This is a genomic window from Streptomyces sp. NBC_01077, from assembly GCF_045162855.1.
Lineage (GTDB): Bacteria > Actinomycetota > Actinomycetes > Streptomycetales > Streptomycetaceae > Streptomyces.
The window spans coordinates 5756246-5780086 of sequence record NZ_CP108669.1 but is presented as its reverse complement, the minus strand read 5'-3'; the positions used below and the strand labels follow the sequence as shown (position 1 = coordinate 5780086).

Here is a 23841-nt window from a genome sequence, read left to right as displayed (position 1 = left end):
TCACCCCGTGGTCGGAGCCGGTGGCGCGTCCTCGACATGATCGACAGCGACTTTCGGAGATTTCTTCCGGCGGATGAATCCTCCCAGGCGGGAGCCTCTCCGCACACAACCTCGAGTGCCGGATATCCGTCTTACAGAGGACCGAAGGACCCGAGGGGACGGACCGCGTACGTGACCACAGCACCCCGCCGGCGGACGGTTCTCGCCGCGGCCCTCGCCGTCACCTCGGCCGTCGCCGGATGTTCCGTGCCGGAGCCGCGCAGGACCGCACCGACCGTCGATCCCGCGCCCGGCAAGCCGATCGCCTCCGCGCGGACCCGGCGGGCGCTGCTCCTGCAGTTCGCGGCACACCCGGACGACGACCTGTACTTCATGAACCCCGACACCCAGCGCCTCCTGGACGCCGGGATCCCGCTGGTCTCCGTGTACGTGACCGCCGGCGAGCACACCGGCCGGAACCGGATCAAGGGGATGCCGGACGCTCCCCCGGACCGCGCCGCCTACTCCTCCGCGCGTCACCAGGGGCTCCGCCAGTCGTACGCGGCGGCGCTCGGCCTGCCGATGTTCACGCCCTGGCGGCGCGAGGTGCTCACGCTCCCCGGCGGCCGGCGGGCGGAGATCGACGCCCTCAGCCACGGCGGGCGCCGGATCGAGCTGGTCTTCCTCAACCTGCCGATGCACACGAACCGGCGGTACATGGCCCTGCCCGCGCTCTGGCACGACCGCGCCCTGGAGCTGCGGACCCATCTGTCGGCCGGTTCGCCCGTCACCCGCTCGGACACCTATGACTACGACCGGCTGGTCGACGTCCTCGTCGGACTGCTCCGCCGCTACCGGCCCACGCTGGTGCACACCCTGGACCCGGACCCGGACATCCAGCTCAGCGACGAGGCCACCCGCGGCCGGGACTCCGAGCAGCCCGGCTACTCGGACCACGGGGACCACACGGCGGTCGCCTGCTTCACCTGGGCAGCGCTGAGCCGCTGGGTCGCGGACGCAGTCCGGGACGGCAACCCGATACCGGCGTTCACCGCGACCGCCTTCCGCGGCTACTACAACCGGCACTGGCCCAAGAACCTCCCTCCCCGGGTCCTCCAGGAGAAGGCCGCCCGCCTCGTCCCGTACGGCGGGGACCCGTCCTGGGAGTGCGGGAACCCCTCGGGCTGCGGCGACTACGGCGTCGGCGGCGAACGGCCGCTCACCAACCGCAAGGGCTGGGTGCGCTCCACCCACCACCGCTGGCCGACCGCGGGCCCCGCGCTCGCCGAGGAGCCGGACGGCCGCCTCGCCGCGTACGGGGTGCTCGGCCTGCTCGCGGTCCGCTGGCGGGAGACGGCGCCCGGCGTCTGGGGCGAGCCGACGGATCTCGGCGGTGGCCCGCTCGCGCCCGCGCTCGGCTCGGCCGTGCTCGGCGACGGCCGGGTGCTGCTCTTCGGCGTGCGGTTCTCCGCGATCGACGGACACGGCGGGCCGAACCGGCGCGAGCTGGTGCTCCTGGAGCAGCGCTCCCCCGGCGGCCCGTTCCTGGCCTGGAACGGGCTCGGGAATCCGGAGCGCACGGACGACCGGGGACGCCGGGTCGGTGCCCCGGTGGCCGTCGCGGCCCCCGACGGCCGGGTCCACCTCTTCGTACGGAACGCGGACAAGGGCGTCTCGACCCGGGTGCGGGCGGCGGACGGGTCCTGGGGCCCGTGGCGGACGCTCCCCGGGACGGCGGAGGTCCAGGACGGTCTCGCCGTATCGCTCGACGCGGCGGGCCGGGTGCACCTCCACGCCGCGGGGCGGGAGTCCGTACGGCACTGGGTGGACGGGGAGGAGCAGTCGGAGACGCTGCCGCTCTCCGGATCCACGGTGGCGTCGGCCGGGGGCGAGCTGTACTACCGGCGGCCGGCGGCCGAGGAGCTCCTCGGGCCGAGCGGCGACGCCGGTCTGGACGGGTACGGGGGTGTGGTCGCCGCGCGCTCCGCGGCGCTGGGGACCGTACTCCTGGGCACGGATGCGGAGGGCCGGGTGCGGGTGCGGGCCGGTGACCGGGTGCGGAGCCGTACGGCGGAAGCGCCGGCGGTGTCGGCGGCGCTGCACCTGGGCGCGGGCGGGACGACCGTGGTGGGCCTCGGCGCGGACGGGCACCCCTGGAGCTGGCGGCCGTAAGGAACCGACGCCGGTCGAGCGCCCGGAAGACTCGGAAGCGCTCGGGAAGCGCTCGGAAAACGCTCGGGAACGCGAGAAGGCCCCGCACCGAAAGGTGCGGGGCCTTCTGCTGCAGCTCGTGGAGCTACCAGGTCAGATCAGAGATCAGGCAGTGATCTTGACGACCTGGCCGGCGCCGACGGTCCGGCCACCCTCACGGATGGCGAACTTGAGGCCCTCCTCCATGGCGATGGGCTGGATCAGCTCAACGCTCATGGCGGTGTTGTCGCCCGGCATGACCATCTCGGTGCCCTCGGGGAGGGTCACGACGCCGGTCACGTCCGTGGTACGGAAGTAGAACTGCGGGCGGTAGTTGTTGAAGAACGGGGTGTGACGGCCACCCTCGTCCTTCGACAGGATGTAGGCCTGGGCCTCGAAGTTCGTGTGCGGCGTGACCGAACCCGGCTTGATGATGACCTGGCCGCGCTCGACATCCTCGCGCTTGATGCCACGGAGGAGCAGACCGACGTTCTCACCGGCCTGGCCCTCGTCGAGCAGCTTGCGGAACATCTCGATACCGGTGACCGTGGTGGTGGTCTTCTCGGTCTTGATGCCGATGATGTCGACGGTCTCGTTGACCTTGAGGATACCGCGCTCGATACGACCGGTGACGACGGTGCCACGACCGGTGATCGTGAAGACGTCCTCGATCGGCATCAGGAACGGCTTGTCGACCTCGCGCTCAGGCTGCGGGATGGACTCGTCGACAGCCTTCATCAGGCCGAGGAGCTTGTCCGCCCAGTCCTTGTCACCCTCGAGCGCCTTGAGCGCCGAGACGCGGACGACCGGAAGGTCGTCGCCCGGGAAGTCGTACTCGGAGAGGAGCTCACGCACCTCGAGCTCGACGAGCTCCAGGATCTCCTCGTCGTCCACCATGTCGGCCTTGTTCAGGGCGACGACGATGTACGGAACGCCGACCTGGCGGGCCAGGAGCACGTGCTCCTTGGTCTGCGGCATCGGGCCGTCGGTGGCGGCAACCACGAGGATCGCGCCGTCCATCTGCGCGGCACCCGTGATCATGTTCTTGATGTAGTCAGCGTGACCCGGGCAGTCGACGTGCGCGTAGTGACGCGACTCCGTCTGGTACTCGACGTGCGCGATCGAGATCGTGATACCGCGCTGGCGCTCCTCGGGAGCCTTGTCGATCTGGTCGAAGGCCGAGGCCTCGTTCAGGTCCGGGTACGCGTCGTGCAGCACCTTGGTAATGGCGGCCGTGAGGGTCGTCTTACCGTGGTCAATGTGACCGATGGTGCCGATGTTGACGTGCGGCTTAGTCCGCTCGAACTTTGCCTTCGCCACTGAATCCTCCTGCGGAGTGGTTCTGTACGCCTTGCTTCATCGGCGCCAGGTGATCTTTGCTGGGATGCCATCCGCCGGGGCCCGATCCCTCGGGTTTCGGGGGCTGAGCCCCGGCGACTGGTGTCAAGCCTAAAGCGTGAACTCGGAAGAGTTACTCGCCCTTGGCCTTCGCGATGATCTCCTCGGCGACGTTCCGCGGAACCTCGGCGTAGGAGTCGAACTGCATCGAGTAGCTTGCGCGACCCGAGGTCTTGCTGCGGAGGTCGCCGACGTAGCCGAACATCTCCGAAAGGGGCACGAGGCCCTTCACGACGCGAGCGCCGCTGCGCTCCTCCATGGCCTGAATCTGACCACGGCGGGAGTTGATGTCGCCGATGACCTCACCCATGTAGTCCTCGGGCGTGGTGACCTCGACGGACATCATGGGCTCGAGGATGACCGGCGAAGCCTTGCGCGCGGCCTCCTTGAAGGCCTGCGAACCGGCGATCTTGAACGCGAGCTCGGAGGAGTCGACCTCGTGGTAGCCACCGTCGAGAAGGATGACGCGGACGCCAGTCATCTCGTAGCCGGCCAGGATGCCGAACTGCATGGCCTCCTGCGCACCCGCGTCGACCGAAGGGATGTACTCCTTCGGGATGCGGCCACCGGTGACCTTGTTCACGAACTCGTACGAGGCGTCGCCCTCGGTGATCGGCTCGATCGCGATCTGCACCTTGGCGAACTGACCGGTACCACCGGTCTGCTTCTTGTGGGTGTAGTCCACGCGCTCGACGGTCTTGCGGATCGTCTCGCGGTAAGCGACCTGCGGCTTGCCGACGTTCGCCTCGACCTTGAACTCGCGACGCATACGGTCGACGAGGATGTCGAGGTGAAGCTCGCCCATACCACCGATGATGGTCTGGCCGGTCTCCTCGTCCGAGTGCACCTGGAAGGAGGGGTCCTCCTCCGCGAGACGCTGGATGGCAACACCCAGCTTCTCCTGGTCACCCTTGGACTTGGGCTCGATGGCGACCTGAATGACCGGCGCCGGGAAGTCCATGGACTCCAGGATGACCGGGTTCTTGTCGTCACACAGCGTCTCACCGGTGGTGGTCTGCTTGAGGCCCATGACGGCGACGATGTCGCCGGCGCCCACCGAGTCGATCTCCTCACGCTTGTTCGCGTGCATGCGGTAGATCTTGCCGATGCGCTCCTTCTTGCCCTTGACGGAGTTCAGCACCGCGGTGCCGGCCTCCAGGCGACCGGAGTAGATCCGGACGAAGGTGAGCTTGCCGAGGTGCGGGTCGCTCGCGATCTTGAACGCGAGGGCCGACAGCGGCTCGTCGTCGGACGGCTTGCGCTTGACGACAAGCTCGGCGTCCTTGACGTCGTGGCCCTCGATGGCCTCGACGTCCAGGGGCGACGGCAGGTAACGGACGACAGCGTCGAGCAGGGGCTGAACGCCCTTGTTCTTGAACGCGGTGCCACAGAAGACGGGGGTGATCGTCTTCTCGCCGCCACCCTTGCCGGAGGCAATGGTGATGCGACGGACGGCGGCGTACAGCTGCTCCTCGGTGGGCTCGACGCCCTCGAGGAAGAGCTCCATGAGCTCCTCGTCGTTCTCCGCGACGGTCTCGACCAGCTTCGCGCGCCATTCTTCGGCGAGCTCGGTGTGCGAGGCCGGGATGTCGACGACGTCGTACATCTCACCCTTGCTGGCCTCGGCGGACCAGACAAGCGCCTTCATGCGGACCAGGTCGACAACGCCCTGGAAGTCCATCTCGGAGCCGATGGGCAGCTGCATGACGATCGGGACGGCGCCGAGGCGCTCCACGATCATGTCGACGCAGCGGAGGAACTCGGCACCCGTACGGTCGAGCTTGTTGACGAAGCAGATGCGCGGCACGCCGTAGCGGTCCGCCTGACGCCAGACAGTCTCGGACTGGGGCTCGACGCCGGCCACACCGTCGAACACGGTGACAGCACCGTCGAGCACGCGCAGCGAACGCTCCACCTCGACGGTGAAGTCGACGTGACCCGGCGTGTCGATGATGTTGATCGTGTGATCGACATTCTCGAGCGGCCAGTGGCAGGTCGTCGCGGCAGACGTGATCGTGATGCCGCGCTCCTGCTCCTGCTCCATCCAGTCCATCGTGGCAGCGCCGTCGTGGACTTCACCGATCTTGTACGAAACGCCGGTGTAGAACAGGATCCGCTCGGTGGTGGTCGTCTTGCCCGCGTCGATGTGAGCCATGATGCCGATGTTGCGCACCTTGGCAAGGTCAAGCGAAGTGGTAGCCATATCGGCTCAATCTTCTCTCGGTCTCGATGTGGGTTCGGACTACCAGCGGTAGTGCGCGAAGGCCTTGTTGGACTCGGCCATCTTGTGCGTGTCCTCGCGCTTCTTGACGGCAGCGCCAAGACCGTTGGAGGCGTCGAGCAGCTCGTTCATGAGGCGCTCGGTCATGGTCTTCTCGCGACGGGCGCGGGAGTAGCCCACGATCCAGCGCAGCGACAGGGTCGCGGCGCGACCGGGCTTGACCTCGATCGGCACCTGGTAGGTGGCGCCACCGACACGGCGGGACTTGACCTCGAGCGAGGGCTTGACGTTCTCAAGCGCGCGCTTCAGCGTGATGACCGGGTCAGCGCCGGTCTTCTCGCGGAGGCCTTCCATGGCGCCGTAGACGATGCGCTCGGCGGTGGAGCGCTTGCCGTCCAGCAGGATCTTGTTGATCAGCGAGGTGACAAGAGGAGAGCTGTAGACCGGGTCGATGATGACCGGGCGCTTCGGGGCGGGGCCCTTACGAGGCATTCTTACTTCTCCTTCTTGGCGCCGTAGCGGCTGCGAGCCTGCTTACGGTTCTTGACGCCCTGCGTGTCGAGGGAACCGCGGATGATCTTGTAGCGAACACCCGGAAGGTCCTTCACACGGCCACCACGCACGAGCACGATGGAGTGCTCCTGCAGGTTGTGACCCTCACCCGGGATGTAGGCCGTGACCTCGATGCCGGAGGTCAGACGCACACGCGCGACCTTACGGAGCGCCGAGTTCGGCTTCTTCGGGGTGGTCGTGAACACACGCGTGCAGACGCCGCGACGCTGAGGGGAACCCTCGAGTGCGGGCGTCTTGTTCTTCTCGACCTTGTCCTGCCGGCCCTTCCGGACCAGCTGCTGGATCGTAGGCACTACTTCTCCGGTTTCTGTGTGCCGTCGGTGAAACTAACCTGGAACATTCGCCGACCCACGCGGTCGGGTGTGTCGAATCGCGCGAACCTCTCCGCCGAAGCGGAAGAGGCGCGGATCACGGTGGCCGATATATGACTCGCCTTGCGGTTGAGGACACGCACGCGAGCCCAGGCACACCCCAGGCACAAGGCTTGAGCGTACCTATCGCATGGACTCCGGTCAAAACAAATGGCCACGCGCACCTGGTCCCGGCCGACGAAGGCCGGGACCAGGCAAGATCACGTCGGGACCGGGGCCGGTCCCGGGCGGGGACCGGGGTCGGTCCCCGTCGGGCCCGGGGTCAGTCCCGGGCGGTGCGGCGGGGTTCGGGGGTCTCGGCGGACTCCTCCCCCTCCGTGTCGGGCTCCAGGAACTGGTTCACGACCCTGACGAAGACGCCCATGCGCTCGTCGGGCACCCCCAGCCAGCGCGCGAAGTCCTCCATCGAGGGCTGCCAGTCGCTCGGCGGCAGCAGATCCGCCGCCATCGGGAGCTCCTCGGGGGTCACGCGACCGGACCGGATCAGCATGTCGCGCACCGAGACGCCCAGCAGCGGGGCGATCCTGCGCATGGTCTCCAGGTCGGGCATGCTCTGCCGCTGCAGCAGGCGCGTCACGGCGGCCCGGTGCACCCCGGCCTCGTCCGCGATCCGCGACTTGCCGCCGCCGCGCGGGCTGTCGATGTCGTAGCCACGCTGTCGCATCAGGCCTTCGACCCAGCCTGCGAACTCGTCCAGCCCACGAGTGGTCATGTACAGCTCCTCACTCCACTCCTCCAGGCGTGCAACTCTAGCGTGCTTGCGCGCACGGAATTACCTGGTTTCGGGTACGCAACGTGTCGAAACGATGAAGGTGACTCCAGGAGTGCCCCACAAAGTTGTTGCGCGCTCGCACGCAACATGTAAGTCTGGCTCGCCGCCGCACTCGTCGGCCCCCCGAGCCCCAACGGCCCCATCGGCCCCATGGAGTTCGGGGCGCCCCGGACCGTGGAGAACCTCTTGTTCCAGCCCGACCCCACCCCCTGGCAGGCCACCGCCGCGTGTGCCGGCCTCTCCCCGTCCGTCGTCTTCGCCCGACGCGCCAAGGAGGCGGCCCCGGCGCTGCGCGCCTGCGCCGACTGCCCCGTCCGCCGCGAGTGCGAGACGGCGGTGGCCCCCGCCGAGAGCTACTTCGACGGCGTCTGCGCGGGCCGCCTCTGGCGCAACGGGCGTCCGGCGGACGCCGCCCGCGTGGCGAAGGCCGTCGCCCTCACCCCGACGCTCGCCCGGAGCGGCCGCCGTGGCTGACCGCGCCGGTGCCACCGTCGAGCTCGTGGTGCGCGACATCGCACTCTGGACCGCCTCCCTCGTACGCCAGTTCCCCGAGCTCGCCGAAGAGCTCGCGCCCGGCCGCCGCGGCCCCGCCGGGAGCGCCCCGGCCCCCTCCCCCGCGGGCCGTGACGAGCAGATCCGCGAGGAGCGCCGCGAGGCACTGCTCCTCCAGCAGCGGCACGGGCTCGCCGTCCCCGGCCACGGCGCCGCCCCGATCCGGCTGCACGTCTCCGACGCGATCCGCGACATCACCGACGGGGTGGTGGAGTTGGAGGAGGCGGTGTGCGCCCGGCTCGCACTGCCCCGGCCGCCCCGCGCCGGGGTGATCGACCGGCTCCGGCGGGTGGTCGGGCTGCTCGACACGATCGCCGCCGAACCCGACCTGGCCCGGCACGTGCGGGACGAGATCCGCCGGATGGCCCGGCGCTGCGCCCGGACGCTGGGCGACTCGGAGACGGTGGTCCGGGTGTCGGGCCGCTGCCCCTGGTGCGACTCGGTGTCGCTGCGGGCCTTCCCCGACCGGCGCGCGGTGCTCTGTGTGAACCCGGCCTGTGTCTGCACGGACGAGGTGTGCGGCTGTCAGGACGACCCCGCCTACCGGCACCTGTGGCCGGAGCGGGAGTGGGCGGACCTCGCGGCCGCCTCCGGAGCCCGTACCGAGGAGATCGGGGCGGCGATGGACACGACGACGGGCACGACCACGGGCACCACCACGACCGACGACACGGAGGAGACCTCGTGCTGAGCTCGCTCGCCCTGCCGGCCCTGATCCCGGGACCGCTCGCCGCCGAGGAGGCGGGCGTCGCCCCCGCGACCATCCGCAAGTGGGTCCAGCTCGGTCATCTGCGGGCCGCCGGCAAGGCGGGCCGGGCGCAGCTCTTCCGCCTGGAGGACGTGTTCGCCGCCGAGCGCGTCGCCCGCCGCCGTCCCCGCACCGCCTGACTCCCCCTCGCACTCGTACGAGAAGCGCCCCCCGTCCAGGAAGGACGGGGGGCGCTTTCTCATGCCGCCAGGAAGCGGTGGAGCGAGTCCGTGAGGGCGGCGACGAAGCGGTCGCGGGTCTCCTCGGGGACGCGGTCCAGGGAGAGATAGGGGTTGAGGTCCTCCAGTTCGACCAGGAGCAGCTCGCCGCCGGGGGCGCGGCAGGCGTCCACGCGCTGGATGCCGTGGTCGAGGGTGTTCCAGTCGACGAAGCGGCGGGCGAAGGCGAGGTCGTCCCCGGTGGGCTCGTACGGCTCCAGGACCCAGCGGCGGTCGGGGTCGGGGGCGTGGAGGGCGTACTGGAAGAGGTCGTCGACGAAGTAGAAGGAGACCTCGTAGCGGAAGTCGATGCGCGGCTGGACGAGAACGTCGTCGTACGCGAGGCCGGCGAGTTCCTCGTACGCCAGGAAGCGCAGCCCTATGGAGTCGGCTCCGGCCTTGGGCTTGACCGCGTACTCGGCGGCGTGGGGCAGCCGGTGGAGGTCCTCGGGCCGGTCGACGGTGGGGATGACGGGGTGGCCGGTGGCGGTGAGGTCGAGCAGGTACTGCTTGCCCGCCATGTCGCCGCGGCCGTGGAGCGGGTTGTAGACGCGGGTGCCGCGGGCCAGGGCCCGCTCGCGGAAGGCGTCGTACTCCTTCCGGTAGCCGATGACCGGGCCGCTGTTGCGGACGACGACGGCGTCGAAGCCGTCCATGAGGGCGGCGGCGTCGAGCGGGTGACAGAGCGCCAGGTCGAAGTCCTCGCGCAGCCGGGCGGTGAGCTGGATGTCCTCGTCGCAGTAGCGCCGTCCGCGGGCCGGGTAGGCGAGGTCGGTGACGTACAGAAGGCTGGGGCGGGCGGGCACGGGGCGGCTCCTCGGTCGGTGGCCGCCAACTTATCGGGCGCCCCTGAGAGCCCTGTGCGGAAGGACGTACGGACGGCATGGGGGAGCGCGCGAGGAGCCCGTACGGAAGGACTCGTCCGAACTAGTTGCGTGCGCGCACGCTCTCTGTCACAGTTGGTGCAGCGGCGGAGCTGCGCCCGGACAACGGGCGGCGGCTTCGCCGTTCGCCGTCCGGGAGCGCTGCCGCGCCCCACCCCCTCCCGCCGGAGCGCCCCGGGCGGCACCCCGCCCCGTATCCCTCACCCGAGGAGAACCCGTCATGACCACTCCCCCGAGTGCTTTCCCGGACGTCGAGAAGCTGGTCGTCGACGTCCTCAAGGCCGACCCGGCCCTGGCCGGCGCGACCATCGCGGTCAACGCGCCGGCCGGCTTCGACGGCACCCAGGCCGCCGTCCTGGTGAACCGCCGCGGCGGCGCCTGGATCGGCGACCTGCACGTCGACATGCCGCTGATCGAGTTCGAGGTGTACGGGCCGACCAAGAACGCCGCCCACGTCCTCGCCAACGGCGCCCGCCGGGCCCTGCTCGCCACGATCGGCAAGCAGATCGGCGCCAACAACGTCGTCCACGACGTCGAGGAGCAGGACGGGCCGCGCTGGCTGCCCGACTACCTCTACCGGGGCGCCAACCGCTACCTGTGCGTCATCCGCCTCTCCCTGAGCGTGTTCTAGACCCGAACCCCCACGACGCGGCCCAGCGGCTCGCCCCACCCACAGACCAGGCCCCGCCGTCCGGCGGGGCCTTTGCCGTACCCGGACCCAGGTCCGGGGCGGCGGCCCTCTCACCAAGGAGAAACACACCATGGCAGGAAACAACTCGGCCGAGATCCGCGTCGCCGGCACCGGCAAGCTCTACGTGGCCGACGCAGGCACCTCCGCCCCGGCCACCTTCGGCACCGACTCCGCCGCCGACTGGTCCGGCGCGGGCTGGAAGGACCTCGGCTTCACCTCCGGCGACGGCGTCACCTTCTCGAAGAAGGACAAGCTGGAGGCCATCGACTCGTGGCAGTCGGTCTCCCCGGTCCACTACATCTACTCGAGCCGTGACCTCTCGCTGAAGTTCTCGCTGCTCCAGTTCAACGAGGACACGCTGCCCTTCTTCATGGGCGGCGACGCCGTCAAGGCGGAGCCGACCCCGGCCGTCGACACCTACCGCTACGAGATCGCCGAGCGTCCGTTCGCCGACGTGCGCGCCCTCGGCCTGGAGTTCACCGACGTCAAGGCCGGTGGCACGACCGCGGTGAAGTACCGCTTCATCATCCCGCGCGGTCAGGTCACCGCCACCGACGACATCAAGCTGGCCCGCAAGGCGGCGTCCCAGCTGGGCGTCACCTTCAGCGCGATGTCCAAGGGCGACGGCAAGCCGCTGGCGACCTTCCTCATGAAGGACAGCCAGTACTCCGCGACTGTCTGATCCCTCCTCCAGGGGCGGGACGGAGAGATCCGTCCCGCCCCGCCCCCTCTCCCGATCTCCCCTTCTTTCACCCGAAACAAGGAGTACGCATCACCATGGCCCGTTTCGACGTCAACGCCGCCCGCGCCCAGCGACAGGAGGCCCACGGCCGCGCCTGGTCCTTCGAGCTGGACGGCGAGAGCTACACCCTTCCGACCGAACTGAGCCGTGCGACGGCCAAGGCGCTGCGCACGCTCGACGACAACGACGTGGACGGGCTGCTCGCGCTCCTGCTGGGTGAGAAGCAGTTCGCCCGATTCGAACAGCACGACATCACCATGCAGGACATCGCCGCCATCCTGGAGGCCTACGGCAAGGAGACCGGGCTCGGCCTGGGGGAAGACTGAGCCTCGTCGAGTTCGTCGACGAACACGCCGAGGCCCTTGAGACGGACTTCCTCCGCTACTACTCCACCGATCTCCTCGACTGGCACCGCGGCACGCTCTCCAGCCGCCGGGTCCTGGCGCTGATCAAGCATCTGCCGCGGGACAGCGCCGTCCAGCGGGAGCTCCACGGCGAGTCCGCCGAGTGGTCGATCACCGATCATCTGCTGGCCGCCACGGTGGACCATCTCGCCGTCGCCAACTGGATGTTCATGTGCGTCAACGGCGGCGAGGACGGCGACCAGCCCGATCCGCCGACGCCCGTTCCCCGACCAGGTGTCCCGGACGGGGACGAGGACGGGACGGACGGCACGGGCACCGACGAGAACGGGCGGAGCACGCGTGCCGAGGAGGGCGCGGCGGTGTCTCCCCACGCCCTCGCCCGGTTCTTCGGGTGACCCCGCGGCCCCCGGAGGCCGTTCCCGTCAGGGAGCGGACTCCGGGGGCGCTTCCCGTGCTCGCTCGGTGGAGAGCTCCTTCTCCAGGGCCTTGGCCCGCTCGGACAACGATCCCCGGCGCCCCTTGCCGGGACGCGGCTCCGGGTCGGCGGCGTCCTGCTCGCGGCGGTCGGCGTGCGGACCGTTCTGTACGGGTACCCCGGCGAGCGGCGGCACGATCGGGCGCCCGCCCTTCCCGCGTACGACCTTCCGTACCGGCTGGGCGCTCCTGCGGGTGCGGCTCTCCTGGGCGGTGACGAGGACGTCGGGGTCCGAGCCCGGTTCGGGGCCCGAGGTGTGTTCGGGTTCCGGTTCGGGCCGCTGTTCGAACTGCTCGCGTTCTCTGCGTACGCGCTCCTCGGCCTCGACCACGGAGGCCGGCGGTTCGAGGAGCCGGGCGAAGGGCAGTGCGATGACCCGGGCACCGTCCTGTCCGCTGTCGATCCGGCGCTCGGGCCGGCGGATTCCACGCGCGTCACCCTGGCCCTGGGTGTAGGCGTCGGCGACGCGCTTCTCGTACTCCCGTCGTATGCGCGGGAGTTCGTCCGACACGGCCTCGGCCCAGCCCGCGGTGAACGCGGCCGTCTCCCGGCGGTCGACCTCGGCCCGGGGGATCACGACGAGGTCTTCGGTGGCGTACCCGTGGACCAGGACGAGCTCGGAGAGGCGTGCGAAGAGATGGGGCAGATCGGGGTGGGACGCGAGCCAGTCGACGACTCGCTCCCGCCGGTTGGCTCCCGGCTCCGTTTCCATGCGTCAGTACTGCCTTCCCAGCCCCCTGGGGTCCCCGCGCGCCCCTCGCGCCCCCCGCGCCCCGAGGTGGTCCGATCCGGAGAGCGTCCTCCAGGTTACCCGGTCGAACAGAAGCTCCGATCAGTCGCCAACCCGTTCGAGACAACGGCTAGAAGACACACCGTCAGACGTTTCCCGCTCGACAAACACCGAACGAATGTTCCACACTCTGTTCGCACAAGAGTTCGAACACGTGGTGCCCCCGCTCCTCACTCCGCGGCGCCGCCACGCACGCACGGGCAAGCAACCGGAAGGCAGGCGTCCATGACCCAGCAGGCCGAGGCATCGCGACCGCAGATCCCTCTCCTGGACCGCCTCCGCCAGCTCCTCGACGGACCCACCGCCCTCGACAAGAGAGCGTTGCTCGGCACCCTGTACGCCGAGGTCTCCCGCTGCGAGACCCGCGCGTACGCGGCCGGCTGGAACGACGCCCTCGCGACGGTGCGACGCGGCTCCCGCCGGGACGAGGACGCCTAGCCGCGCCCGCTGCCCCCAGACGAACGAGCCCCTGCCGGGACCGGCAGGGGCTTTTCGGCGCTTGGCCGTCACCGGCCGGAAGCGGAGTACACCATGGCAGAACCAGACATCCCCACCCTGATCGCCGACCTCAAGATCACCATCGTTCAGGGGCACATCCGCCAGATCATGGAACACGGCAGCGTGATGGGTCAGCTGGCGTCCATCTCCAGCACCCTGGAGCACTTCAAGGAGAAGATCGAGGACATCCACAAGGAGGTCGTGAAGAACCCGGTCTCGGAGTACTTCGAAGCCGCCGGTCTCGACGGCATCGCCGCCGGCATCGAGAAGCTGTACGAGGGCGAAGGCTTCGGGACGGCCTTCAAGTACTGGGGTTCGACCGTCGTCGGCGGCATGGTGGCCCTCCTGATCGGCGCGCTCACCATCTACCTGTCGGGCAAATTCGTAGCCCTCCGCCGATCAATCCAGGAGCTCATCAGCCGCGACGGCCTGATCCGGGGCTACGACGCGAACGGCGACCTCACCCGCCAGAGCCGCACGGACATCGAGGCGCGGGAGCGCCGGGTCGCCAACGGCGGCACCAGCCTCGCCGACCTCCCCCCGGGCACGAACCTCGGCCCCCTGCAGACGCAGCTCGAGCTGCTGATCCCCAAGATCGAGAAGTTCAACTCGGAAGCCCCGAGCTTCCTCACCAACTTCCGCAAGCTGCCGTCTGAGCGCGCGATGACCAAGACGGCCACCGGCATCGGCAAGGTGAGCGACGCCGTGGCCGCGGCCAAGCCCACCGACATCGAGAAGGTCGCCGACGCGACGGAGAAGCTCGTCGCCGCCCAGAGCGGCTTCGACCCGAGAAAGCTCCCCAAGGCCCGCGGTCTCGCCTCCGCCGCCGAGGCCGCCGAGCGGCTCGCCAGGGCCGGGGACGACGTGAAGACGGCGTTCGACAGCCTCAAGGCCGCCGCCCAGTCCGCCGAACGCGTCATCGCCGCCGGCTGATCCCCACCCCACCCCGAAAGGAGGTACACCCATGTCCCTCGTCAGTGCCCTCAAGAAGTCGTCCGACTCCCTGCGCAACCTCAAGACGCAGGCCTCCGGCGCCGGCACCGCGGTCAAGAAGGTCGGGGACGCCGGTAAGTCGGCGTCCGGTCAGCTCAAGACGCTCCGTACCAACGCCCAGGGCTCCGGTACCCAGCTCAAGAACCTCAAGACCGCCTCGGAGCAGGCCGAGCGCGCCATGAAGAAGGCCGGCGACACCGCGCAGTCGGCCGGCGGCAAGCTCGGCAAGTACGAGTCCGGCGCAGGCAAGGCGGCCAAGGGCCAGGACAAGCTCAACAGGTCCATGAAGGGCAACTTCCTCGTCCGCCTGCTCGAACTCTTCATGCCGCTCATCGAGTCGATCGTCGAGATGGCGATGCGCTCGAAGACGATGCAGACGGTCCTGAAGAAGGCGTTCAGCGCCATCAAGACCGTGATCAGCTCCGTCATGAAGGCCGTCGGGCCGATCATGCAGAAGGCCGGATCGCTGATCAAGACGGTCTGGAACGGCATCAAGAAGGCCATCTCCACCGTCGTCAAGGCCGTCGCGACCGTCATCAAGACCTACGTGAAGATCTGGAAGACGGTCATCACCACGGTCATGAAGGCGATCAAGACCGTGATCAGCACGGTCTGGAACGGCATCAAGGCCGTCATCACCCCGGTGGTCAACTGGATCAAGTCCGCGATCCCGAAGGCCTTCAGCGCCGTCAAGGACAAGATGTCGTCCATCTGGAACGGCCTCAAGGACATCGCGTCCCGGGCGTTCAACGGAATCAAGGACGGCGTGAAGTCCCCGATCAACGCCGTCATCGGCCTGATCAACGGGATGATCGGCAGCCTGAACAGGGTCAAGGTCAGCGTCCCCGGCTGGGTGCCGGTCGTCGGCGGCAAGACCTTCGGCGTCAACATCCCGACCATCCCGATGCTCGCCACCGGTGGTGTCGTCATGCCCCGCCACGGCGGTGTCCCGGCGATCCTCGCCGAGGCCGGCGAGGCCGAGGCCGTCCTCCCGCTCTCCAAGCTGGACCGGCTCCTCGCCCAGACCGCCCGCCGCGCCCGCGCGGCCCAGGGCAACCAGGCGGTCGGCGCCGGCGGCGGGCTGCACATCGAGCACTACCACGCGGCCCGTACCAGCGACCCGCACGCGACCGCCGACGCGCTGATGTACCTCGTGAAGGCGCGTGGAGCACGCGCATGAGCGCCGTAGCGCTGGGCGGCATGCCGAACTTCCGGGCGGTCGTCCCGACGGTGGACTCCCTGGCAAGGGGGCTCCGCGACGCGGGCGGCTCCCTGGGGCGGTTCACCCAGGACGTACGGCGGGCGGACGGCGGCGTCGGCAGCCTCGCCACCGCCCTGCGCACGGGCGGCACCGCCCTCCGGAACCTCGGCCAGAACGCCTCCGGAAGCGCGACCGCCCTCGGCAGGATCCGCCGGTCCACCGCACCCGCTAGCGTCCGTCGGATCGGCACGGCCGCCGGCAAGGCCCGTACCGCCGCGGGGAAGATCGGCACCGGCGGCGCCGCGATCCTCGGCATCCTGCTGCCGCTGCTGCCCATCACCGACGTCATCACCGGGCTCATGGGCACCTTCGGCACCGTCATGACCATCGCCTCCCTCGCCATGACAGGCATCAACGTCGCCATGCGGGCCAACCCGCTCGGCTTCCTCGTCGGCCTGATCGTGCCCATCGCGGCGTACCTGATCGAGCTCGCGGTCAACTCCGAGACCGGTCAACGGTTGATCAAGCAGGGCATGCAACAGGCACTGAAGGGCTTCCAGGCGATCTGGAAGTTCCTCCAGCCGATCATGAAGCTCCTCGGCGAGGCCGTGGGCACCTACTTCAAGGCCTATCTGACCTTGTTCAAGACCGCGCTCAAGATCGTCGGCGCGGCCATCGGCGGGATCTCCAAGCTCCGCTCCGCCGTCTCCTCCGCCACGAACGCGCTGCGCGGCATCGCCTCGCGCACGATCGGCGGCATCAAGAGCGCCGTCCAGCCGATCGTCCGCTGGGTCACCGACAAGGTGCCCGGCTTCTTCCGTACCGCCAAGGACGCCGTGAGCAAGGCCATGCGCGGCATCGGCGACCTGGTCAAGGGTGCCCTCAGTGCCGTGATCGGCGTCGTCAAGGGGCCGATCAACGGCCTGATCGCCTTCGCCAACTGGATCATCGACGGCCTCAACAAGCTCAGCTTCGAGATCCCCCTCACCGGCAAGAAGTTCGGCGTCGAACTCGACAAGCTCCCCCTGCTCGCCGAGGGCGGCATCGTCTCCCCCGGCTCCGCGGACGACTACCGCATCGACTCGCTCGCGCAGCTGGAGAACCGCCGCATCCCGGCGCTCACCGAGACGCCCCGACCGCCGCACCGCATCCGGGACTTCCACGAGGAGCCCGGCGCCGGCCCCCGGTCGACCGCCGAGGACCTCCTCTTCCTCGCGACCGCCCATGCCTGACCGCGCCACTCCTGACACCCATCCGAAGTGAGCGCCCCATCCGAAGTGAGGTGACGGCCCCATGGCCGAGACCACGACCCCCTACGCCGGAAGCAACTTCACCGCCGACCTCGCGCCCGGCTCACTCATCACCCAGGACGGGCAGATGCAGTGGGCCGGGCTTCTCATCGGGCCCGGCACCCCCTTCGCCGTCGACAAGTCCGGCCTGTCGGGCTGGGAGGACCTGCCCGAGTACGACTCCGCCGACGCCGACCGGCCGACCTCGCACGGCGCCTGGCCGGGTTCCCGGTACGCCAAGCCGCGCAAGGTCGGCGGCACGATCGTGCTGATGCCGGAGTGGAACGGGGCCACCGACGCGATCCGCGCGCTGCGGCAGTCGCTCGCCCTGCTCGACGAGGAACGGTGGCTCACCGTCCGGCTGCACGGCGAGATGCTCACCGTGCGCGCCCGGATCGCGCAGCGCGTGGTCCCCGCCGACCAGGGCTACGCCACCCAGGGCAGCTCGCGCATGTCGATCCAGTGGCTGGCCGCCGACCCGCGCCGGTACGTCGTCAACGAGCAGCTCGCGACCGCCAATCCCCCGCAGCCGGAGTCGGGCCTCACCTGGCCGCTGACCTGGCCGCTCAGCTGGGGCCAGGCGAAGAGCACGGGTGACGCCGTCGTCGAGAACCACGGTTCCGCCCCGGCGCACCCGGTGATCGTCTTCCGCGGTCCGTGCTCCATGCCGACCGTCACCGAGCGGACCAGCCGGCGCCGGCTGCGGTACGCGATCGACCTGGCCGCGGGCGACGAGCTCGTCATCGACACGCGCGCGGGCACGGTCCTGCTGAACAACTCGGCCTCCCGGCTGCACACCGCGATGGCCGACTCCGGCCCGGAGGAGCTCTTCGTCCTGGACCCCGGCCGCACGGAGCTGTCCTTCCGGCCCGACGAGGCGACCGAGGACGCGCTGATGACGGTCCGCTGGCGCAGCGCCGAATGGTGACCGTGACCGCATGGCGACCGGCCGCCGACCGGTGACCGTGACCGCCCGGCGACCGGCCGCCGACCGTTGACCGGTGACCCCATTTGGCGACCGGGCACCGCACGGTGACCGGTCGCCGAACCGTTCCTTCCCCCGACGCCACGACCCCCTTCTCGGAGAGGTGACCCCATGACCGTACGCGCCGCTTGGCTCCAGCCCACCGGCCAGACCCGCGAGGACACCCGTCTCACCCTCGCCGCCCTGCTCACCCCCAGCGGGCAGAGCCCCGAGGAGACGCCGCTGCGCTCCCGGCCCGGCATCGTGCCCGGCGGCTTCGTCCTCACCGGCTCGACGCCCATGACGTGCACGATCGGCACCGGTCGCGCGATCGTCCAGGGCAAGGACACCGCCCAGGGCTCCTACCTCGTCGCCGTCACCGCGCCGGAGATCCTCACCGTCCCGGACGGCGACCCGCAGTACGACCGGATCGACCTGATCGAGCTGGCCGTGGTGGACGACGCGTACGACCGTACGGGCGTCACCGAGGCGGTGGTCCGTCTGGTGAAGGGCGCGCCCGCGGCCTCCCCCACCGCCCCGGCGAGCGGCCCCGGCAGCACGATCCCGCTGTACACGGTCCTGGTGCGGAAGGGCACGTCCGCCGGCACCGGCGGTGTCCAGTGGATCACCACCGATGTCACCACCATGCACTGGCCGGTGGTCGCCCTCGGCGGCATCCTGCCCACCAGCGGCTTCAAGGGCGCCTACGTCGGCCAGTACCGGGACGCCGCCGGCCTCTTCCAGCGCTGGGACGGCACGACCTGGGTGTCGTACGCGAAGCCCCTCGGCGGCATCGCACCCAACGGCACGGTGACCACGGGCAGTTACACCGGCCAGTACCGGGACAACGCGGGCGTGCTGCAGCGCTGGGACGGCACGGCCTGGCAGTACGTCGAGGGCAAGGCGTCGATCCTGTTCAGCGTCTCGCAGACGGCGCAGGCGACCGTCCCGCCCAACACCTGGTACACGCTCGGCTTCCAGACCGTCGACGTCGACGACGCGGCGGGCTGGTCCGGCAGCTCCTTCTACCGCGTCCCGCGGGCCGGCTGGTGGCGCGTCTCCGCGCACGTCGTGTGGTCCGGGGACTCCGCAGCCGGCATGCGCGGCGCCCGGCTCCTGGTCGACAGCGTCGGCGTACCGCGCTGCACCTGGCTGACTCCGGCCGGCGACGGCGCCGTCGTGGTCGGCGGCCAGGGCCTGATCAAGCTCAACGCGGGCAGCACCCTCCAGGTCGCCGCCTACCAGACCCACGGCGTGGCGGTGAAGACCCTCGGCGGCTCGGGCTACGCCGGCAACCTCTCCGCCGAGTGGATCAAGTCCTGACCCCCTCGCCCTCACCTTCGATCGGAGAAACCCCATGAACCTGCGCAGCAGCTGGGTCGCCGAGACCGGCCAGACCCGCGAGGACACCCGCCTCACCCAGACCGGTGTCACCACCCTGACCAACCCCGTCCAGGTCCGCTCCGGCGTCCTGCCCGGCTCCTACGACGGCCTGTACCGGATGGCCGGCTTCTGGACCTACGGTTCCTCGGCGATGACCGCGACCGTCTCCGAGGGCCGGGCCGTCGTCCAGGGCGAGATCTCCCAGGGCGTCTACCCGGTGACCATGCCGACGTCCGAAGCGGTCACCTTCGCGCCGGGCGACGCCCAGTACGGCCGGATCGACCTGCTCGTCGTGAAGATCTACGACAACCTCTACGACTCCTCGAACCGCAACGAGGCGAAGATCGAGATCATCCAGGGCGTCCCGGGGCAGACCCCGCAGGCCCCGGCGGTCCCGCCGCGCAGCCTCCCGCTGTACGAGGTGCTCGTCCCGGCCGGTGTCAGCGCGGGCAACGGCGGCATCCCGTGGTCCTCCTCGCTCAAGGACCTGCGCACCCCCGTCGTCGCGCTCGGCGGCATCCTGCCCGTCGAGGGCCCGGTCCTGCCGGGCGCCTACCCGGGGCAGTACCAGGACTCCGGCGGCGCGCTCCAGCGCTGGGACGGCGGCGCCTGGGTGTCGTACCCGTCCGCGCTGGGCGGCGTCATCCCGAACTCCGCCTCCACCACGCCCGCCAGCTACACCGGCCAGTACCGGGACTCGGCGCTCGGCCAGCTCCAGCGCTGGAACGGTTCCGTGTGGGCGCCGGCGGTGCCGGGGCCGCTCTTCAACGACAGCGCCGACTTCGGCGACACCGCGTCGAGCACGTACACCTCGACGCTCGCGGCACGCGCCACGAACCCGCTCGCGCTGACCTTCGTCGCCCCGCCGTCGAAGTCCGTCCTCGTCACGTTCGGCGCCCGGATGAAGTCGCGCGCGGACCACTACGCGTACATGGCGCTCAAGCTCACCCAGGGAACGACGGTCGTCGACGACCTCAGCGACGAGTGGTCGCTGCAGTGCGCGAACGACACCCTGATCCCGGTCTCCACCATGCGGCGCCTGTCGGGTCTCACCCCGGGCGTGAGCTACACGTTCACCGCCTACTTCAAGATCCTCGCCAACACCCTCGGCATCAAGGCCGGGTTCGACAACACCTTCATCCGCGTCGACCCGCAGGCCTGACGCAGGCCCCACCCACCCGACAGGAGAAACGCATGGCACTGCGCAGCGGCTGGCTCCCGCCCACCGGGCAGACCCGCGTCACGACCCGTCTCACGGCCCTCGGCGCCACCACGCCCGTCACCCCGCTCGCCTCCCGCTCCGGCATCCTGCCCGGCTCGATCGACGGCAAGTACCGGGTCGGCGGCCTCTCGATGACCTCCAGCGGCCCGATGACCGCGATCGTCCACCACGGGCGGGCGATCATCCAGGGAGCGGGCAACCAGGGCGCCTACCCCGTCACCCTCGACGAGGACGCCGTCCTCGCCTTCCAGGACGGCGACCCGGTCAACCCGCGCCTCGACCTCGTCGTCCTGCGCGTGTACGACGACGAGTTCGACGGCCTCACCAGGAGCGAAGCGGCCCTGGAGATCGTGCGGGGCGAGCCGAAGGCGCAGCCGGTCGCCCCGGCCACACCCCCGCTCTCCCTCCCCCTCTACCTGATCAGGGTGAAGCAGGGAGCCTCGGCCGGAACCGGCGGCATCGAGTGGGCGAACGGCGCCCTCACCGACCTGCGCACCACGCTCGCCGGCGTCGGCGGCATCCTGCCCGTCTACAACAACTCCGGTGTGCCGGGCTCCTACCCGGGCCAGTACCAGGACAACGACAACTCCCACTACCTCCAGCGCTGGGACGGCACCTCCTGGGTCGCCTACCCGAAGGAGGTCGGCGGCGTCATCCCCACCGGGACGACGCTCACGACCGGCGGATACACCGGCCAGTTCCGGGACAACGCGGGCGTGCTCCAGCGCTGGAACGGCAGCGCGTGGGCCAACTACCAGCCGCCGGTCGAGGTGGAGTCCACCACGACCGGCGCGACCGCGCTGCCCGGCTGGACGCTGCTCGCCTTCGCCGGCCGCCGGACCCGCGGCCTCGCCACCGTCACCGCCCTGGTCACCCGCAACGGCCCCGACATCAGCGCCAACAGCGCGGGCAACATCACCGACGAGCTCCTGCTCACGGTGCCCGTCGGCTGGCGCCCCGCCCTGGACATGGAGACGGCCGCCTGCGACGGCTTCGCCTCCGGCGGCGCCGTGTTCTGGCCCAACGGACAAGTGGTGCTGCGCACCTGGTCGCCGAACGGGGCTCTCGCGGCCGGCCGAAACCTCCGCGTCTCCGCCACCTACGTGCTGTGAGGTCCCCCCGATGACACTCGACACGCCCTACCGGGCGATCTTCTGCGATCTGCTGACCGACACGACGCTCGACATCCTGCCGCTGCGGGACGTCCAGTGCGACGACTACATCGGCAGGGCAGGCTCCCTGTCCGGCACCATCCCCCTCCCCGACCGGACCATCGCCGAGCGCGCCCACAAGGTCCGGGCCGGCCGCACCGCGGTCTACCTGGAGCGCGGCGGCGACCTGTGGTGGGGCGGCATCGTCTGGACGACGAACCTGCAGAGCAGCGACCGGGGGGTGATGACCCTCGGCATCCAGGCCGCCACGTTCGACTCGTACGCGACCCGGCGCCGCATCCGCAGGCCGATCACGTTCACCCAGCCGACCGATCAGCTCGCCATCGCCCGGGAGCTCTGGAGCGACCTCTCGGCAGGCCTCGGTTCGAGCAAAATCCTGCCCGGCCCCGAGGAGTCCCCGGTCCTGCGGACGGCGTCCTGGCGGTTCGGCGACGAGACCGTCTACCAGGAGGCACTCGACCAGCTCGCCTCCCAGGAGAACGGCTTCGAGTACCAGATCCTGGTCTACCGCGACCCGATCGACGGCACCCGCGTCCGCCAACTGCGGCTCGGCTGGCCCAAGATCCGCACCGGCGCGACCGACATGGTCTTCGACCGGCCCGGCACCATCCTCAGCTACTCGTTCCCCGACGACGCGACCCGGGGCGGCACCGCCGCCGTGGCGCGCGGCGCCTCGACCAACACCAACGCCGCCGCCGAGTCCCGGCCCACCTGCTCCGAGGTGAGGCTCAGCCCGGACCACGCGGGATGGCCGCTGGTCGACCTGTCCTCCGACCACAACGACATCAGCGACGTCGCCACGCTCAACTCGCTGGCCCTCGCGCAGGTGACCGCGGCGAGCGGCTCCGTGCTGATCCCCGAGATCAGCATCCGCCTCGGCGGCATCGTCCCGCCCGCGCTCCTCGGCCGTACCGCCAGGATCCGGATCACCGACGAGTGGCACCCCCAGGGGCTCGACGCCCGCTACCGGATCATCGGCGTCAAGTTCCGGCCGCCGGAGCGCGGCCGCCCCGACACCGCCGAGCTCAGCCTTGAGGAGGCCTGATGGCCCAGCTGCCCGAGGACATCATCGACCGGCTCATCCAGATGGAGCGCCGGATCCAGGCCCTGTCCACCGCGGTGAACACCCGCCCGCCGATCACCGAGGTCGTCAACGGCTCGCTCACCGTGCGCCGGCAGCCCGACCCCGACGACCCGACGACCTCCGTCACCCTCGCCCAGATCAACAGCAGCGGCCCGGGCTCCTCCAAGCCGGTCCTGCGGGTCAACGACGCCTACGGCCACGAGATCCTCTCGGACGACATCCTCACCGGCGGTCTCGCCCGGCCCTGGCTGCCGATGCTCCCTCCGCAGGACTGGGCCTCCGCGAACTGGCCCGCCACCAGCGCCACCGCCTGGACCACGATCGCCCACTCGCAGAACCCGATCTGGCAGCCCAAGCTGCGGCTGCGCGTCGCCACCCGGGTCTCCAGCGGGGCGACCGGCCAGATCCGGGTGATGGTCAACGGCGTCCAGTTCGGCACGACCGTCGCCGCCGGCACCACCTTCGACCACACCGACCTGGCCACCCCCGACATGCAGGCCAACTTCGGCAAGGACATGACCGTGGAACTCCACGGCATCGTCACCAGCGCCTCCGGCACGGTCTACGCCAAACCGACCCTGATGTACGGCCGCCAGACCTGACCCGCCCCACCCCCTGAGAGGAGCCACCATGATCCCCGACCCGAACCACCCCTGGGGCCTGGCCATCGACTACGCGGGCCGCGGCACCGTCGCCGAGAACGGCCACGCGATCGCCGTCCGTCTGTACGACAACACCCTCGGCGGCCCCCTGGAGCGCGACCCGATGACCGGCGAGTACCCGGCCGTGTACGTCACCGCCCAGATCAGCGAGTCCGGCGAGAACGGCGCCTTCCTGCGCGGCTACGGCCAGGTCACCGTCAACCCGCCGCCCGGCAACCCGGCCGTGCCCGACCCGACCGCCGTCCAGCGGGCCGTCGAGGCCTCGCTCACCGACTTCGAGACCCGCCGGCTGGCCAACGCCACGCTGTGTGCCCGCTGGGCCCCGGCCGCCCCCGAACCGGAACCGGCACCCACGCCGGAGCCGTAACCGACGCCGGAGCCGTAACCCCCGCGGCTGCCCTCCC

General features: G+C 70.3%; 26 protein-coding genes. 19 read left to right on the top strand and 7 right to left on the bottom strand.

The window, feature by feature from the left end:
• Positions 1 to 171: 171 nt before the first annotated feature.
• Positions 172 to 2151 carry a PIG-L family deacetylase gene (locus OG462_RS26225; RefSeq protein WP_406061264.1) on the top strand — a complete coding sequence of 660 codons (1980 nt, stop codon included), beginning with the start codon at positions 172 to 174 and terminating at the stop codon, positions 2149 to 2151.
• Between the two features lie 144 nt (positions 2152 to 2295).
• Here the strand turns inward: OG462_RS26225 and tuf are convergent, their stop codons facing one another.
• The 5 genes from tuf to OG462_RS26200 form a co-directional block, all read right to left on the bottom strand.
• Positions 2296 to 3489 carry an elongation factor Tu gene (gene tuf, locus OG462_RS26220; RefSeq protein ID WP_406061263.1) on the bottom strand — a complete coding sequence of 398 codons (1194 nt, stop codon included), beginning with the start codon at positions 3487 to 3489 and terminating at the stop codon, positions 2296 to 2298.
• Positions 3490 to 3640: 151 nt separating this feature from the next.
• Entirely contained in the window at positions 3641 to 5770 is a 2130-nt protein-coding gene (gene fusA, locus OG462_RS26215) for an elongation factor G (RefSeq protein ID WP_406061261.1), read from the bottom strand.
• A gap of 39 nt (positions 5771 to 5809) precedes the next feature.
• Positions 5810 to 6280: a 30S ribosomal protein S7 gene (gene rpsG / locus OG462_RS26210; RefSeq protein WP_014154599.1), complete on the bottom strand. Its 471-nt coding sequence runs from the start codon at positions 6278 to 6280 to the stop codon at positions 5810 to 5812.
• Between the two features lie 2 nt (positions 6281 to 6282).
• On the bottom strand, positions 6283 to 6654 hold the full coding sequence (gene rpsL, locus OG462_RS26205) for a 30S ribosomal protein S12 (RefSeq protein ID WP_003948652.1): 372 nt from the start codon (positions 6652 to 6654) through the stop codon (positions 6283 to 6285).
• Between the two features lie 340 nt (positions 6655 to 6994).
• Complete coding sequence (locus OG462_RS26200; RefSeq protein ID WP_406061257.1) at positions 6995 to 7444, bottom strand: helix-turn-helix domain-containing protein; 450 nt, start codon at positions 7442 to 7444, stop codon at positions 6995 to 6997.
• 210 nt (positions 7445 to 7654) lie between these two features.
• Between OG462_RS26200 and OG462_RS26195 the strand changes: the two genes are divergently transcribed.
• From OG462_RS26195 to OG462_RS26185, 3 genes are read left to right on the top strand one after another with little or no spacing between them, the layout of a single operon-like run.
• Positions 7655 to 7978: a WhiB family transcriptional regulator gene (locus OG462_RS26195; protein WP_406061255.1), complete on the top strand. Its 324-nt coding sequence runs from the start codon at positions 7655 to 7657 to the stop codon at positions 7976 to 7978.
• Entirely contained in the window at positions 7971 to 8747 is a 777-nt protein-coding gene (locus OG462_RS26190) for a hypothetical protein (protein ID WP_406061253.1), read from the top strand. Before OG462_RS26195 ends, OG462_RS26190 begins: the two co-directional genes overlap by 8 nt.
• Positions 8741 to 8944 (top strand): hypothetical protein, encoded by a 204-nt coding sequence (locus OG462_RS26185; RefSeq protein WP_266895406.1) that lies wholly within the window; start codon positions 8741 to 8743, stop codon positions 8942 to 8944. Before OG462_RS26190 ends, OG462_RS26185 begins: the two co-directional genes overlap by 7 nt.
• Before the next feature lie 59 nt (positions 8945 to 9003).
• Here the strand turns inward: OG462_RS26185 and OG462_RS26180 are convergent, their stop codons facing one another.
• A complete protein-coding gene (locus OG462_RS26180) occupies positions 9004 to 9828 on the bottom strand; it encodes a hypothetical protein (RefSeq protein WP_406061251.1) in 825 nt (274 codons plus the stop codon).
• Between the two features lie 298 nt (positions 9829 to 10126).
• Between OG462_RS26180 and OG462_RS26175 the strand changes: the two genes are divergently transcribed.
• The 4 genes from OG462_RS26175 to OG462_RS26160 all read left to right on the top strand — a co-directional run bounded on the left by OG462_RS26175 (position 10127) and on the right by OG462_RS26160 (position 12099).
• On the top strand, positions 10127 to 10537 hold the full coding sequence (locus OG462_RS26175) for a hypothetical protein (RefSeq protein WP_189831632.1): 411 nt from the start codon (positions 10127 to 10129) through the stop codon (positions 10535 to 10537).
• 130 nt (positions 10538 to 10667) lie between these two features.
• Positions 10668 to 11279, top strand: a complete 612-nt coding sequence (locus tag OG462_RS26170) for a phage tail protein (RefSeq protein ID WP_187623348.1) — start codon at positions 10668 to 10670, stop codon at positions 11277 to 11279.
• Between the two features lie 95 nt (positions 11280 to 11374).
• Entirely contained in the window at positions 11375 to 11665 is a 291-nt protein-coding gene (locus OG462_RS26165) for a hypothetical protein (protein ID WP_406061249.1), read from the top strand.
• A 215-nt stretch (positions 11666 to 11880) separates the two neighbouring features.
• The gene (locus OG462_RS26160) at positions 11881 to 12099 is read left to right on the top strand and encodes a hypothetical protein (protein WP_406061247.1); all 219 of its coding nucleotides are present in this window, start codon (positions 11881 to 11883) and stop codon (positions 12097 to 12099) included.
• A 27-nt stretch (positions 12100 to 12126) separates the two neighbouring features.
• On the opposite strand, the gene OG462_RS26155 is transcribed toward OG462_RS26160, so the two are convergent.
• Positions 12127 to 12891, bottom strand: coding sequence for a hypothetical protein (locus OG462_RS26155; protein ID WP_406061245.1), 765 nt, complete (start codon positions 12889 to 12891; stop codon positions 12127 to 12129).
• A 303-nt stretch (positions 12892 to 13194) separates the two neighbouring features.
• On the opposite strand from OG462_RS26155, the gene OG462_RS26150 reads away from it, so the two are divergent.
• From OG462_RS26150 to OG462_RS26100, 11 genes are all read left to right on the top strand, one after another.
• The gene (locus OG462_RS26150) at positions 13195 to 13407 is read left to right on the top strand and encodes a hypothetical protein (RefSeq protein ID WP_406061243.1); all 213 of its coding nucleotides are present in this window, start codon (positions 13195 to 13197) and stop codon (positions 13405 to 13407) included.
• 93 nt (positions 13408 to 13500) lie between these two features.
• Positions 13501 to 14400, top strand: coding sequence for a hypothetical protein (locus tag OG462_RS26145; RefSeq protein ID WP_406061241.1), 900 nt, complete (start codon positions 13501 to 13503; stop codon positions 14398 to 14400).
• 31 nt (positions 14401 to 14431) lie between these two features.
• Complete coding sequence (locus OG462_RS26140) at positions 14432 to 15640, top strand: phage tail protein (protein WP_406061239.1); 1209 nt, start codon at positions 14432 to 14434, stop codon at positions 15638 to 15640.
• Positions 15637 to 16893, top strand: coding sequence for a tape-measure protein (locus OG462_RS26135; protein WP_406061237.1), 1257 nt, complete (start codon positions 15637 to 15639; stop codon positions 16891 to 16893). Before OG462_RS26140 ends, OG462_RS26135 begins: the two co-directional genes overlap by 4 nt.
• A gap of 61 nt (positions 16894 to 16954) precedes the next feature.
• Positions 16955 to 17878, top strand: coding sequence for a phage distal tail protein (locus tag OG462_RS26130; protein WP_406061235.1), 924 nt, complete (start codon positions 16955 to 16957; stop codon positions 17876 to 17878).
• Positions 17879 to 18046: 168 nt separating this feature from the next.
• Positions 18047 to 19237 (top strand): hypothetical protein, encoded by a 1191-nt coding sequence (locus OG462_RS26125; RefSeq protein ID WP_406061233.1) that lies wholly within the window; start codon positions 18047 to 18049, stop codon positions 19235 to 19237.
• A 34-nt stretch (positions 19238 to 19271) separates the two neighbouring features.
• Positions 19272 to 20459: a hypothetical protein gene (locus OG462_RS26120; RefSeq protein WP_406061231.1), complete on the top strand. Its 1188-nt coding sequence runs from the start codon at positions 19272 to 19274 to the stop codon at positions 20457 to 20459.
• 32 nt (positions 20460 to 20491) lie between these two features.
• Positions 20492 to 21631, top strand: a complete 1140-nt coding sequence (locus tag OG462_RS26115) for a hypothetical protein (RefSeq protein ID WP_406061229.1) — start codon at positions 20492 to 20494, stop codon at positions 21629 to 21631.
• Between the two features lie 10 nt (positions 21632 to 21641).
• On the top strand, positions 21642 to 22736 hold the full coding sequence (locus tag OG462_RS26110) for a hypothetical protein (protein ID WP_406061228.1): 1095 nt from the start codon (positions 21642 to 21644) through the stop codon (positions 22734 to 22736).
• On the top strand, positions 22736 to 23377 hold the full coding sequence (locus tag OG462_RS26105; protein WP_406061226.1) for a hypothetical protein: 642 nt from the start codon (positions 22736 to 22738) through the stop codon (positions 23375 to 23377). The genes OG462_RS26110 and OG462_RS26105 overlap by 1 nt, the downstream gene beginning before the upstream one ends.
• 28 nt (positions 23378 to 23405) lie before the next feature.
• Positions 23406 to 23804 (top strand): ATP-binding protein, encoded by a 399-nt coding sequence (locus OG462_RS26100; RefSeq protein ID WP_406061224.1) that lies wholly within the window; start codon positions 23406 to 23408, stop codon positions 23802 to 23804.
• Positions 23805 to 23841: the final 37 nt, after the last annotated feature.